At 37.3% G+C, this 14,030-nt stretch carries 14 protein-coding genes; 11 read left to right on the top strand and 3 right to left on the bottom strand.

The features are described from left to right. Positions 1–140: 140 nt before the first annotated feature. From ACIFOT_RS30245 to ACIFOT_RS30210, 8 genes are all read left to right on the top strand, one after another. A complete protein-coding gene (locus ACIFOT_RS30245) occupies positions 141–1,049 on the top strand; it encodes a phosphatidylinositol-specific phospholipase C/glycerophosphodiester phosphodiesterase family protein (RefSeq protein ID WP_430072078.1) in 909 nt (302 codons plus the stop codon). A 387-nt stretch (positions 1,050–1,436) separates the two neighbouring features. Continuing rightward, positions 1,437–1,571, top strand: coding sequence for a BA3454 family stress response protein (locus ACIFOT_RS30240; RefSeq protein ID WP_430072075.1), 135 nt, complete (start codon positions 1,437–1,439; stop codon positions 1,569–1,571). 52 nt (positions 1,572–1,623) lie between these two features. Then, on the top strand, positions 1,624–2,295 hold the full coding sequence (rpiA, locus tag ACIFOT_RS30235; RefSeq protein ID WP_430072072.1) for a ribose-5-phosphate isomerase RpiA: 672 nt from the start codon (positions 1,624–1,626) through the stop codon (positions 2,293–2,295). 102 nt (positions 2,296–2,397) lie between these two features. Continuing rightward, complete coding sequence (zwf, locus tag ACIFOT_RS30230) at positions 2,398–3,936, top strand: glucose-6-phosphate dehydrogenase (protein ID WP_430072069.1); 1,539 nt, start codon at positions 2,398–2,400, stop codon at positions 3,934–3,936. Positions 3,937–3,939: 3 nt separating this feature from the next. Continuing rightward, positions 3,940–5,961, top strand: a complete 2,022-nt coding sequence (tkt, locus tag ACIFOT_RS30225) for a transketolase (protein ID WP_430072067.1) — start codon at positions 3,940–3,942, stop codon at positions 5,959–5,961. 36 nt (positions 5,962–5,997) lie between these two features. Beyond that, positions 5,998–6,891 carry a phosphogluconate dehydrogenase (NAD(+)-dependent, decarboxylating) gene (gnd, locus tag ACIFOT_RS30220; protein WP_430072064.1) on the top strand — a complete coding sequence of 298 codons (894 nt, stop codon included), beginning with the start codon at positions 5,998–6,000 and terminating at the stop codon, positions 6,889–6,891. A gap of 40 nt (positions 6,892–6,931) precedes the next feature. Continuing rightward, positions 6,932–7,594: a fructose-6-phosphate aldolase gene (fsa, locus tag ACIFOT_RS30215; RefSeq protein WP_430072061.1), complete on the top strand. Its 663-nt coding sequence runs from the start codon at positions 6,932–6,934 to the stop codon at positions 7,592–7,594. A 94-nt stretch (positions 7,595–7,688) separates the two neighbouring features. Beyond that, entirely contained in the window at positions 7,689–9,026 is a 1,338-nt protein-coding gene (locus tag ACIFOT_RS30210) for a glucose-6-phosphate isomerase (protein ID WP_430072059.1), read from the top strand. 71 nt (positions 9,027–9,097) lie between these two features. On the opposite strand, the gene ACIFOT_RS30205 is transcribed toward ACIFOT_RS30210, so the two are convergent. The 3 genes from ACIFOT_RS30205 to ACIFOT_RS30195 form a co-directional block, all read right to left on the bottom strand. Then, on the bottom strand, positions 9,098–9,733 hold the full coding sequence (locus ACIFOT_RS30205) for an FMN-dependent NADH-azoreductase (protein ID WP_430072056.1): 636 nt from the start codon (positions 9,731–9,733) through the stop codon (positions 9,098–9,100). Between the two features lie 69 nt (positions 9,734–9,802). After that, positions 9,803–10,126: a winged helix-turn-helix transcriptional regulator gene (locus ACIFOT_RS30200; protein ID WP_335714948.1), complete on the bottom strand. Its 324-nt coding sequence runs from the start codon at positions 10,124–10,126 to the stop codon at positions 9,803–9,805. Positions 10,127–10,414: 288 nt separating this feature from the next. Next, positions 10,415–10,909, bottom strand: coding sequence for a hypothetical protein (locus tag ACIFOT_RS30195; RefSeq protein ID WP_430072053.1), 495 nt, complete (start codon positions 10,907–10,909; stop codon positions 10,415–10,417). Between the two features lie 324 nt (positions 10,910–11,233). On the opposite strand from ACIFOT_RS30195, the gene ACIFOT_RS30190 reads away from it, so the two are divergent. The 3 genes from ACIFOT_RS30190 (at position 11,234) to ACIFOT_RS30180 (ending at position 13,892) form a co-directional block, all read left to right on the top strand. Next, a complete protein-coding gene (locus ACIFOT_RS30190; RefSeq protein ID WP_430072050.1) occupies positions 11,234–11,869 on the top strand; it encodes an FMN-dependent NADH-azoreductase in 636 nt (211 codons plus the stop codon). Between the two features lie 453 nt (positions 11,870–12,322). Further along, a complete protein-coding gene (locus ACIFOT_RS30185) occupies positions 12,323–13,261 on the top strand; it encodes a ring-cleaving dioxygenase (RefSeq protein WP_430072048.1) in 939 nt (312 codons plus the stop codon). A gap of 22 nt (positions 13,262–13,283) precedes the next feature. Continuing rightward, positions 13,284–13,892, top strand: a complete 609-nt coding sequence (locus ACIFOT_RS30180) for a flavin reductase family protein (RefSeq protein ID WP_430072045.1) — start codon at positions 13,284–13,286, stop codon at positions 13,890–13,892. The last annotated feature ends 138 nt before the right edge of the window (positions 13,893–14,030 follow it).

The raw sequence follows: 14,030 nt of genomic DNA, 5'->3' as shown, positions 1-14,030 counted from the left end.
TTGTAAAATATTTTGCCAACTACATAAATCTTGTAAAGTAATTAAAGGGTTTGTTAAGAATCCTGAATTTCCATTGAACTTTAAGGGTTTTTCTCTAATATGGGTAAGGTAATCTATTTTTTACTGGAGGTATAGAAACCATGAAAAAATGCTTGGCTGTTTTAACCCTTTTAGCTTCTGTATTCATGATATCATTTACAGAAGTATTTGCTGCAGGTGTTGGTAATTCATTATTATCTAATCAAGAGACAGTGGTCCCTCTTGCAAAAGCTCATGCACATAATGATTACGAGCATACCCATCCATTAACAGATGCCCTGGAGCATGGATTTACGAGTGTTGAAGCTGATGTTTGGCTTGTAGACGGAGAACTTCTTGTAGCCCATAATAAAGAGGATGTACGGCCAGATCGAACATTGAAATCCTTATATCTTGACCCATTAAAGGAAAGAATTAAAGACAATAATGGAGCGGTTTATCCAGGATATGATAAAGACTTTACCCTATGGATTGATGTGAAATCTGAGGATGTTGCTACATATCAAGTTATCCATGAACAGCTTAATAAATATCAAAATATGCTAACGAAATTTTTGCCGTCAGGGGTAAAACCGGGGGCAATTACTGTCTATATTTCAGGGAATCGTCCAAAAGAACTAATGGAGAACCAGCCCGTTCGCTATGCAGCCTATGATGGACGAATGAGTGACCTTGGATCCGGTGCTTCCAATGAGTTTATACCAATTATTAGTGATAACTGGACAAAACATTTTACTTGGATGGGTGTAGGTGAGATGCCAAAAAATGAAAGGGAGAAACTGTACAATATTGTTTCAACCGCACATGCTAATGGCCAGAAAGTCCGTTTTTGGGCGACCCCTGACACCTCATCTCCAGCGAGAGAGGCTGTATGGAAAGAACTTTTGAATGCGGGTGTTGATTTTATCAATACCGATGATTTAGCTGGCTTGCAGATTTTCTTGATGAATAATGATCCTCATCCATCTGAACCTAATATTACTTGGGAAGCCACTCACAATAATAAATAAAAGCTGAATATTTCGTGTAATTATTTCGGATTATTGGAAAACTCATTACTTTGTAGAAGAAAGATTAAATACAAAAAAAATGAACGAATAGAGTTAATAGTAACAGTGACAAATTTGGTGAAAGCGGAATGGGTAATAGATAAATCTACAATTCAGATAAGTTGAGTCAACAGTAATTCTCTGTTGGCTTTTTTTGTGCTGAATTGTGAAGAACATTGCGTAAAATAAAAAATCTCGATTCTAAGATATTTTTGCTTGACGAAAATAATTTCAGGAAGTAATATGGTTACGTAAAGTAACTTGATGCATCAAAAATAACTTAAGAACTAAAAGTTATTTACTTTTAATTTATATAATTCACATTAAAATTTGAAGGGATTGAAATATATGGTGGAAGTGACTGTTAAACTTCAATTGAGAGGTAAAAATTACCTGACGAATGTAATCGTTAAAAAAGATACACCTGAAGAACAAATTTTGAGTATTGCACAGGAACAAATCGAGAAACAATGGTTAAATTAAAACAAATGAATTTCGATTTCTTCTAGTCCTTAAATGAAAGGAGCAAAAGTCCTTGAATGAAAAAAAAGAAGTTGGAGAAAGAGCTGTAGAGTATGTGAAGGATGGAATGATAGTTGGGCTGGGAACGGGGTCCACTGTATTGTTTACCATATCTAAGCTTGGAGAATTAGTTCAACAAGGACTTTCTATTAAAGGAATCCCTACTTCCAAACAAACGGAAAAATTGGCAACAGAAGTAGGAATCCCACTTGTTTCATTTAAAGAAATTAATCAAATTGATGTCGCTATAGATGGTGCCGATGAAGTAAATCGTGACTTAGCTCTCATTAAAGGAGGCGGGGGCGCCCTTTTAAGAGAGAAAATAATTGCGAAAGCAGCTAATACATTTATTGTAGTAGCGGACCCACACAAAATAGTGGATAAATTAGGAGGTTTCCCACTGCCAGTAGAAGTCGTTCCTTTTGGTCATGAAATGACAAAGAAATATATCCTACAGCTTGGATGCAGTCCGCAGTTACGGCAAAAAGATGGAATCCCATTTCGAACTGATAATGGTAATTATATTTTTGACTGCAGCTTCCCAGATATTACTCATCCTGGAGATCTTGAAAGAGACCTGAATATGATACCCGGCGTGGTTGAAAATGGACTGTTTATTGGAATGTCTGATATCGTCATTACCTTGAATAGAAGTAAGGAAATTGTCATTAATTTACGAAAATAGTTGGGGATGAATGAGGAAAAATAAATTGAGTTGTCTCTATGGCATTCTTTTATTAGTCTTTAGTTTTAAGGAAGTATTTTACAATTATAAGGAGATATAACAATGGAATCAATGACCTTTGTCTTATTTGGAGCAACTGGGGATTTAGCTAAGAGGAAAATATTCCCTGCCCTTTACAATTTGTATATAGATAATAAATTACCTCGACCAATATCGATAATTGGACTTGGAAGAGGCGAACAATCACATGTTGATTTTCAAGAAAAAGTAAAAGAATCGATTTTAACCTTTTCGCGCCGCCTCGAGCATGATGTGACGGAAATGGGGGAATTTGTTGAGGCTTTTCGCTATAGCAGGTTTGATGCAAACAAAATAGAGGATTATCAAAAATTGCTGCAGTTGGTAAAGCAAAGAGAAGAGGAACTGCAAATAGCGGAAAATCGTCTGTTTTACCTTTCCGTTGCACCTGAATTTTTCGACCTCATAGCATTAAACATAAAAAATAGCGGACTTGGTGCAACAAGCGGATGGAAACGTTTAATCATCGAAAAACCATTTGGACATGACCTCCAATCCGCTCTCGAGCTTAATTCAAAACTTAGCCAAGCATTTGAAGAAGAGGAAATTTATCGAATTGACCATTACTTGGGTAAACCAATGGTTCAGAACCTTGAGGCTCTGGAATTTGCGAACCCGATTCTCCAATCCATTTGGAACAAAGATCATATTGCGAATATCCAAATCACCGCCAGTGAGACGGTTGGCGTTGAAAAAAGAGCCGGTTATTACGATCATGCAGGTGCGATACGCGATATGGTGCAAAATCATATGTTGCAATTGCTCATGATGACCGCCATGGATTTGCCTTATAAGATAAACGCGACTGAAATCCGAAATGAGAAACGGAAGGTAATGGAAGCCCTACGCCCTATAGGAAAAGAGGATGTTCAAGCCCATATTGTTCGTGGACAGTACATTTCCGGAGAGATAGAAGGTAATCCCGTGATAGGTTATAAAGAGGAACCAGGAGTAGATCCTTCTTCTCAAACTGACACATTTGTGGCAGCTCGTATATGGATTGATACACCGTTTTGGAGCGGGGTCCCTTTCTATATCCGGACAGGAAAACGAATGAAGGATAAATCGACTCGGATCGTCATCGAATTTAAAAATACTTTAAAACTACTGTATAAACATAATCAGCAACATGTGGAGCCTAATTTATTAATAATTGAAATCAGCCCGCAAGAAAATGTGTCTCTGCAATTAAATAGCAAAAATCCATTGAATAACGGGAAAATCGAGCCTGTTAGAATTAATTTTTCTTGTGAAGATGTAGAAAACTTTAGCTCAGGAGTCCCAGAGGCCTATGAAAGGCTGATTTACGATGCTTTAATCGGAGATTCCACATTCTTTGCTCATTGGAAAGAAGTTGAATTGTCTTGGGAGTGGGTACAGCCAATTCTGAATGCTTTTGAGGAAAATATGTTACCGCTTCATGAATATCGTTCAGGTTCATATGGGCCAGATGCCGCTGATACCCTATTATCAGAAAATGGCTTCAAATGGTGGCCGGATGAAAAAATTCAACAAAACAGAGAACCAGCACATTTGAAATCACAAATGTCCAGGAGGATATAGACCATGTCACAAAATATTGAGAACTTAGCAGTTACAGCCATTCGAACTTTATCAATCGATGCCATCAATGCGGCAAATTCCGGGCACCCAGGTCTCCCAATGGGGGCAGCACCAATGGCATATGCATTATGGGCGAACCATTTGAATCACAATCCTGAAAATCCAAAATGGTTTAACCGTGACCGATTCGTTTTATCTGCCGGACATGGTTCTAGTTTATTGTACAGCTTGCTTCATTTGTCCGGTTATAATGTCACAATGGATGATTTAAAGAATTTTAGAAAATTGAACAGCAGAACTCCAGGGCATCCTGAATTTGGCCACACATCAGGTGTTGAAGCGACAACAGGTCCTTTAGGCCAAGGTATTGCCAACGCAGTAGGGATGGCAATGGCGGAAGCTCATTTAGCGGCAAAGTTTAATAAAGAAGGGCACCCTGTAATTGATCACTATACGTATGCATTAGTCGGCGACGGTGACCTAATGGAAGGTATTTCTTATGAGGCGATGTCAATGGCCGGGCATATGAAACTTAGTAAGTTGATTGTCTTGTACGATTCAAATGATATCTCCCTTGATGGGGAATTGAATGTTTCCTTTTCTGAAGATATCAAGAAAAGAGCGGAATCTGCACACTGGAACTATTTAAGAGTGGAAGACGGTAATGACATTGAAGCCATTTCAAAGGCAATCGAAATGGCAAAACAAAATACCGGTCAACCTAGTCTGATTGAAATAAGAACGATTATCGGTTATGGAAGCCCTAAGGTTGCCGGAACAAATAAAGCACACGGTGCACCACTTGGAGCAGAAGAAGGAAAGGTAACAAAAAAGGCCTATAACTGGCTGTATGAAGAAGATTTCTATGTACCTGAAGAAGTCAAAGCACATTTTGAACAATTAAAGGGTAAGGGAATCGATACTGAACAAAGCTGGAATAACTTATTCCAGTCTTATAAGGAAGCATATCCAGAATTAGCAGAGCAATTATCCCATGCCATTGATGGAAAAGTGCTGATCGATGCGAAAGATATCTTAACCTTTGATACAGGAAAGGCCGTCTCAACCCGTGTTGCCAGCGGGGAAGCAATCAACCATTTTGTCAATAAAGTTCCAGCTATTTTTGGCGGCAGTGCTGACCTATCCCATTCTACAATGACCGAAATTAAAGGGGAACAAATTTACGCAATTGAGTCTTATAGTGCTCGCAATGTTTACTTTGGTGTACGTGAACATGCGATGGGGGCTGCAGCAAACGGGATGGCTTATCATGGAGGATTAAAGCCTTTTGTAAGTACATTCTTTGTATTCAACGATTATCTTCGTCCGTCGATCCGTTTGGCAGCATTATCAAAGCTTCCAGTCATCTATGTATTTACACATGATTCGATTGCCGTAGGGGAAGATGGTCCTACGCATGAGCCAATTGAACAATTGACGGCCTTACGCGCGATACCTGGATTAACTGTCATAAGACCGTCTGACGCAAATGAAACGGCAAGCGCCTGGGCATTTGCACTTCAGCAAACAGAAGGCCCAGTGGCATTGATCTTAAGCCGCCAAAACCTGCCGGTATATAACGAAACAAAAGCGAATCTGGATAATATTTCCAAAGGAGCTTATATACTGACTGAATCAACTTCAACACCTAATGTAATATTAATGGCTACAGGTTCCGAAGTCTCATTGGCTGTAAACGCAAAAACAGAACTCGAAAAGGAAAATATTTCTGTTCGAATTGTTGCAATTCCAAGCTGGGAATTGTTCAACCAACAATCCTCAGAATATAAAGAATTTGTATTGCCTTCTTCTATTACTAATCGCGTCGCCATTGAAATGGGGATTTCCCTAGGATGGGAACGCTTCGTTGGCTTCGAAGGAAAAATCCTATCTATTGAAACCTTCGGTGCATCAGGAGAGGGTAATGCAGTTATGGAACAGTTTGGATTTACTACTGAAAATGTGGTTCAAATAACGAAAAGTGTTCTAAATCAATCGAAAGTAGCAATGTCAAGTGCAAAATAATCAATAAAATTGTTACCATTATTGGAGGAAAACAACATGAAGGTCGGATTAATAGGGTTAGGGAAAATGGGGTTAAATTTAGGAAAAAATTTAATGGATCATCATCACGATGTCGTTGCATTCGATGTAAATTCTAAAGCCGTAGAAGAAATAAAAAGTGATGGAGCTGCAGGTGTATCAAGTTATGAGGAACTTATTCAATCATTAGAAAAACCAAGAATTCTTTGGATAATGGTTCCACATGGCGTGGTTGATGCTGTTATTGGTGAAATCAGGCCGTTCCTAGAAAAAGGGGATATTGTCATTGAAGCCGGTAACTCCCATTATAAAGAATCCATTCGCCGTCACAACGAATTGAAAGAACTAGGCGTGAGCTTTATGGATGCAGGCACTTCAGGCGGGATGGAAGGCGCCCGTAATGGGGCATGTTATATGGTTGGCGGCGATCCTGAAGCATGGGAGGTCGTTGAACCGATCTTCCGGGACACTGCAGTTGAAAATGGGAACCTATATGCAGGCAAAGCAGGAAGCGGTCACTTCTTAAAGATGGTTCATAATGGAATTGAATATGGAATGATGGCTGCCATTGGTGAAGGATTTGAAGTGCTTGAAAAAAGTGAATTTGATTACGATTACGAAAAGGTAGCAAAAGTATGGAATAATGGCTCAGTCATTCGTTCTTGGCTGATGGAATTGACAGAAAATGCCTTTTCTAAGGATCCAAAATTGGATGAAATTAAAGGAATCATGCATTCTTCCGGTGAAGGAAAATGGACTGTCGAAGCTGCCCTGGATCTTCAAGCTGCCATTCCAGTCATTGCTATGTCTCTATTGATGCGATATCGGTCAGAAGAGAATGATACCTTTACAGGAAAGGTCGTAGCTGCATTAAGAAATGAATTTGGTGGACATGCTGTTGAAAAAAAATAAATAAGGAAGCTTTATTCTTTTACATTGGAGGAAAAACATCATGAAATTTTTTATTGATACTGCAAATTTAGACGAAATCAAAAAAGCGTACAAAATCGGAGTTCTTTCCGGTGTTACGACTAACCCATCATTAGTGGCAAAAGAAGGCGTAAAATTTGAAGACCGTATTGCAGAAATCTTAAATGCCGTTCCTGAAGTGGAATCCGTATCTGCCGAAGTGACCCCCAACGCTTTAACAGCTGAACAAATGATCGCAGAGGCAAATGAACTCATTAAAATTAATGGCGGGGATAAAAATATTACAATAAAACTTCCCATGACATTGGATGGATTGGAAGCATGCAGATATCTTACAAAAAAAGGTGTAAAAACGAATGTTACCCTTATATTCACCGTAAACCAGGCACTTTTGGCGGCACGCGCAGGAGCAACCTATGTTTCACCATTCTTGGGCCGGTTGGATGATATTAGTGAAGATGGTGTACAACTCGTAGCAAGGATTGCAGAATTGTTCCGTGTGCAAAATTTAAGTTCACAAATTATCGCCGCTTCTGTCCGCCACCCGGACCATGTAACCCGTGTGGCATTGGCTGGAGCACATATTTCAACGATACCATTCAAGGTAATTGAGCAATTGTCTAAACACCCATTAACAGATCAAGGAATTGAAAAATTTGCAGCTGACTGGAAAAATTCACTATAAAAATTAGTGAGCCCAGAGAGCGTTAGAAATTTTAATACATGATAAATTTTCTAACGCTCTTAAAATGACATTTAAGATAAGGGAGAAAAATAAAATGACGATTTCTTTTGATTATACCAACGCACTCTCATTTATGCAGCAGAGTGAAGTCGACAACCTTAGCGAATTTGCAAAAACCGCCCATCATATGCTTCACGAGAAGAAAGGCCCCGGTTCTGATTTCCTAGGCTGGGTCAATCTGCCGACTGACTATGATAAAGAAGAATTTGCAAGAATTAAAACAGCAGCTGAGAGAATTCGGAGAAATTCAGATGCATTAATCGTTATCGGAATTGGTGGTTCTTATCTTGGGGCAAGAGCAGCAATTGAAGCCCTTTCCCATACCTTCCATAACCAAATGGGCAACACGACACAAATTTATTTTGCCGGTCAAAATATTAGTGCTACGTATATTTCCCATTTGCTTGATGTAATAAAAGACAAAGATATTTCTATAAATGTGATCTCCAAATCAGGAACTACAACAGAGCCCGCGATTGCTTTTCGCATCTTCCGAGACTATATGGAGAAAAAGTATGGGAAAGAAGAGGCGCGAAAACGGATTTATGCAACAACCGATCGCTCAAAAGGGGCTTTAAAAACTCTTGCTGATGGAGAGGGATATGAATCTTTTGTCATTCCTGATGATGTAGGGGGAAGATACTCAGTATTAACCGCAGTGGGTCTACTACCTATAGCTGTGTCCGGTCTCAATATTGACAAAATGATGGAAGGGGCGGCAGCTGCTGCAGACAAGTATAATAATCCGGACTTGGCTACAAACCAAAGCTATCAATACGCGGCTGTGAGAAATGCACTATACCGGAAGGGAAAATCCATCGAACTTCTAGTAAACTTTGAACCATCCCTTCATTTTGTGTCTGAATGGTGGAAGCAGCTCTTCGGAGAAAGTGAAGGGAAGGATCAAAAAGGGCTCTACCCTGCTTCCGTCGATTTTACAACGGATCTTCATTCTATGGGGCAATATGTGCAGGAAGGCCGTCGCGATTTAATTGAAACCGTTCTGTCGGTTCATAAGCCAAAAATCGATATAACCATTGAAGAAGAGGAATCTAACCTCGATGGATTGAATTATCTAACAGGAAAAACAATGGACTATGTCAACAAAAATGCTTCCCAAGGAACCGTATTGGCTCATGTAGATGGGGGAGTGCCAAACCTTTCAGTCGAGCTTGATGAATTAAACGAATTTACTTTTGGAGAAATGGTTTACTTCTTCGAAAAAGCATGTGGAATTAGTGGTTTATTAATGGGGGTAAACCCATTTGATCAACCAGGAGTGGAAGCATATAAGAAGAATATGTTTGCACTGCTTGGCAAACCCGGATATGAAGCAGAAAAAGAGCAATTGTTAAAACGGATTTCGAAATAATTTCATCCAAAAAAACACCCTTATCTTTCTGTTCCATCAGTCAAGATAAGGGTGTTTTTTCATAAAAGTCATTAAAAAATTTGTGCTGCTTCCTTTGCGGCAATAATGGCTTTTTCTTTGATTTCTTGGGCTCTTTCTGGAAATTGAAGATGTCCTTCTATGATAATTTTTTCCAAGTTTTGTACTCCAAAAAAATTCATCATTACTTCAAGATATCGATGCCCCATTTCCAATTCCGCTTCTAGTCCCTCCGAATACACATCTCCCCGAGCTTGAATATGTATCGCCTTCTTTCCTATTAATAGGCCCTTAGATCCTTGTTTGGAATATTTAAAAGTTTTACCTGATACAGCTACAGCATCAAGATAGGTCTTCATGATGGCAGGGACAGAAAAATTCCACATTGGGGTAACAAATACATATTTATCTGATAATATGAATTGTCCACCCAGTTCGGCTAAACGTCCAACCTTAGACCTTTCCACGGATGTTAATTGCTCAAATGATGCACCTGTCTGAAGTTTTTCCCAGCCATTAAATACATCTGAGTCGAGATAGGGGATGTCTGCTTTATATAAATCAAGGTGGACAATTTTATCATGAGGATGAAACTCCTTATAAGAATCGATAAATGCTTTTCCAACTGTTAAGCTATATGACCGTTCGGGGTCAAGAGGATGTGCTGTTATATAAAGAACATTTGCCAAAAATCTCATCCTGCCTTTCCTAAATTTACCGGTTATCCTTATGTGAGTAAATACCCTTCTAAAATCTTATTAGTAATTTTCTTTCATCCAGTTCGTTGCCCACTGACTAATAGGGCCAAGAATTTTCCCTAACTCGTGTCCCTTTTTCGTTAATAAATACTCTGTTCTTACTGGGCGCGCAGGAATAACATGACGTAATACAATTCCATGCTCTTCTAATTCTTTCATTCTTTCTGTCAACACTCGTTTACTTAAGTCAGGTATAATTGAGTGAATTTCACTAAAACGCTTTGGTCCGCTTAATAATACATATATAATTAATCCTGTCCATCTTTTTCCTATTAATTCAAAGGATTTTTCAACCTCTGGTTGAAGGTTTTCCTGTCCTTCCACTAAATATCTTACCCTCCTTCATTCATACACACATTTTATTTCTTATGAACTTATTGTAACCAAATTTGCATAGTAAAAAGCTTATTAATCAAATTTTTGTTTAAAGTAAAAAAGGGAAGTTTCCATAAATTCAAAAATTTTAGTATAGAGATGAGGAAAATCTAGAGGAAATTTATAAAGAAGTTAAGAGGAAAAATCAATGGGGAAAAGCACATTTTAATATTATTATAAGCTTTTCCCCTACTAATGTTTATTAAATAATAATACATGATTTAACATAAGCTAAACTCAAGCTATTATTTTCCTTTGTATGGTAAATTTAACATCTTCATAAGTGACTTTTAATAATTTTTCCAATAATGCTTCTTTAGCTTTTAATTTACTTATTTCTTTTTCAAAAATTCCATTTTCTGTTTTGAGATTACGGTTCATTGTCATTACAAATTGTTTAAAATTAAGCGATTCAATTAATAAATAATTTATTAATTCTATTGCAGCATCCTTTTCCTCTTCACTTTTAGAGGCAAAAATACTTTGTTGATCTGGCTCAAATATGGTCAATGATTGTAAATTCTCTGTAATTCGTATACCAAAGTATGCTTTTTTAGTTCCATAATATTCATTAGTCCTTATCCGTATTAATTCTAAGCCAACCATAAATTCATAATAGGGATGGGCTTTTTCAGGATATTGGATACCGCCTATTTCAATGTTTGTATTTTGATCAATATAAATTTCTTTTTCTGACTTAGTTTGAATAACTTTGGATTCTAATAAGTTCACTTTAATTACCTCACTTTTTATCTTTATTATATAGCATAACAAATAACTAAAAATAACATGTATATAAAAAGTAACTTGGTTACATTTATATTGTAGTAAAAATGGGGAATAAAATCAATATATAAATTTTAGAGGCATAATTATCATAACCTGCCAACCAGCAATAGGGAGATATGAAAGAATTCTTTTTATACATAAACAAAATGGTTGAATTAACTTCTAAATTATATTACTATTATTTCGAATTAAAATTATCTTAATTCGAAATAAAAAGATGATTTTAGTTTAAAACTAAAACGGTTCGTAATGAAAGGAAAGAAAAAAATGACAAAAGTATTGTACATTACTGCTCATCCCCATGATCACAATCAATCTTTCAGTATGGCAGCAGGAAAAGCATTTATGGAGACTTATAAAGAAGTGAATCCAAATGATGAAATTATTTCGATTGACCTTTACAAGGAAAATATTCCACATATTGATGCTGACGTATTTAGCGGCTGGGGAAAACTCCAATCTGGTAAAGGATTCGAGGAACTTTCTTCTGAAGAGCAAGCTAAAGTTGGGCGGCTTTCAGAGTTATCGGAACAATTTGTTTCGGCTGATAAATATGTATTTGTAACACCTTTATGGAACTTTTCATTTCCACCAGTTATGAAGGCATATCTTGATTCTGTTTCTGTTGCAGGTAAAACCTTTAAGTACTCAGAACAAGGTCCTGTAGGATTATTGACGGATAAAAAAGCGCTACATATTCAAGCTCGTGGCGGTATATATTCAAAAGGTCCTGCTACTCAAATGGAAATGGGACACCGTTATCTAAATGTGATGATGCAATTCTTCGGAGTTCCTTCTTTTGAAGGTTTATTTGTAGAAGGACATAACGCAATGCCAGATAAAGCACAGGAAATTAAAGAAAATGCCATTGCAAGAGCAAAAGATTTAGCTCATACTTTTTAATTGATTGGCAAATTAATAGCATAACAAATTTATTAAAGAGTCAACAAAATTGTTGGCTCTTATTTTTTTGATTGAATAGTAAGGGATGAGTTAATTACGTTCCGATCATACGCCGAGTAAGATTCAGGTTTAATGGTATGGAAGTTTTTAATACATTGTTGACAAAGTGTTTAAATTTATTATAATAAAGTTATCTTGAATTTGAGATATTTTAATTGGAGATATAATTGTGAGTTCCATTATTATTGCTTTTATGGGTCCTGGGCAATATGCGTTAGACTTTTATTTTTCAAAAATATCTCGAATTGCAGATTATTGAATTAAAAATAAATAATTTAACAGAGTTAAATCGTATCAAATGTTCAAAACAATCATTAGGTATTAGATTAATAAAAGGATCAATCAACTGTTCATTTATAGAATAAAAAATCTTCCGATAATGGAGTGACAAAAATGACTAAGAAAACGATGGGTATTCATCATATTACTGCAATTGTAGGTCATCCACAGGAGAATGTAGATTTTTACGCAGGGGTTCTAGGTTTGCGTTTAGTCAAACAAACTGTAAATTTTGATGATCCTGGCACTTATCATCTTTATTTCGGTAATGAAGGTGGAAAACCGGGGACGATTATCACCTTTTTCCCTTGGGTAGGGGCCCGCCCGGGAATCATTGGAGATGGTCAAGTGGGGGTTACTTCTTATGTAGTTCCAAAAGGCGCCATGGAATTCTGGGAAAATAGACTTGAAAAATTCAATGTTTCGTACACAAAAATGGAACGCTTTGGAGAGCAATATTTAGAATTTGATGATCCGCATGGACTTCACTTGGAAATTGTGGAAAGAGAAGAAGGGGAAGTCAATTCTTGGACTTTTGGAGGGGTAACTCCTGAAGTTGCTATTAAAGGTTTTGGCGGTGCAACTCTATTTTCTGCACAACCTAACAAAACGGGGGAATTGTTAGAAAAAGTAATGGGACTTGAATTTATCGGAAAAGAAGGAGATTTCGCTCGTTATCGTTCCTTAGCTGATATCGGAAATATCATTGATCTAAAATTAACGCCTATTGGACGCGGTCAAATGGGTGTAGGAACAGTACATCACATTGCATGGCGGGCAAAAGATGACCAGGATCAATTGGATTGGAAGGTATTTGTAGAGAGAAATGGATATGGAGTAACTCCGGTTAGAGACAGAAACTACTTTAATGCGATTTACTTTAGAGAATATGGGGAAATTCTATTTGAAATTGCAACAGATCCACCAGGGTTCGCTCATGATGAAACACACGCAACAATGGGAGAAAAATTGATGCTGCCTTCACAATATGAACCTCATAGAGGACAAATTGAGCGCGCATTGTTTCCGTATGAAGTGAGAGAATTAGACTAATTCACGAAAAGGAATGATTGCAATGCTTTCCATAGACCCAGCCACAAATACCGAAAGAGAAAATTATAAATTTTTAATAGGAAGCATTATACCAAGACCGATTGCTTTCGTCACAACGATTTCGAAAGATGGTATTTTGAATGGTGCACCATTCAGTTATTTTAATATTGTTACAGCTAATCCGCCAATGATATCTTTAGCGATTCAACGGCCAGAAGGAAGACAGAAGGATACAGCGAGAAACATCATCGAGGCCAAGGAATTTGTTGTCCATATTGTGGATGAACAAAATGTTGAAAAAGTAAATAAAACAGCGGCAATCCTGCCTCCAGATCAGAGTGAGATTGAGTTAGCAAATTTAACTCCTATTGACAGCATAAAAATTTCTGTTCCTGGAGTAGGGGAAGCAAAAATCCGAATGGAATGTGTTTTAGAACATTCCGTAGAATTAGGTGGTTCGGAATCACCTGGCAGTGATTTAATTATCGGAAAAGTGGTTCAATTTCATATTGATAATGAAATTTATGACAAGGGAAGAATAAACCCTGGGGGCTTAGCCGCTGTAAGCCGATTGGCTGGTAATAATTATGCGAAAATTGGAGAGATTTTTGAAATAGAAAGACCAAAATAGTCCTTGTAAATCCCATTCTTCTGCAAGATAAGGGATATCATCCAACAAAAATTCTTGGCCGCACCTACTTTAAAGCATTATTTTCATGAGGGCTTGATTTGGAACGAAATAAAAGCCAAAGAGGTAGTAGCTGCAGTG

The organism is Neobacillus sp. NRS-1170 (assembly GCF_050468025.1).
Note: the sequence above shows the minus strand (reverse complement) of the source record. Positions and strands in the feature narration are given on the sequence as shown.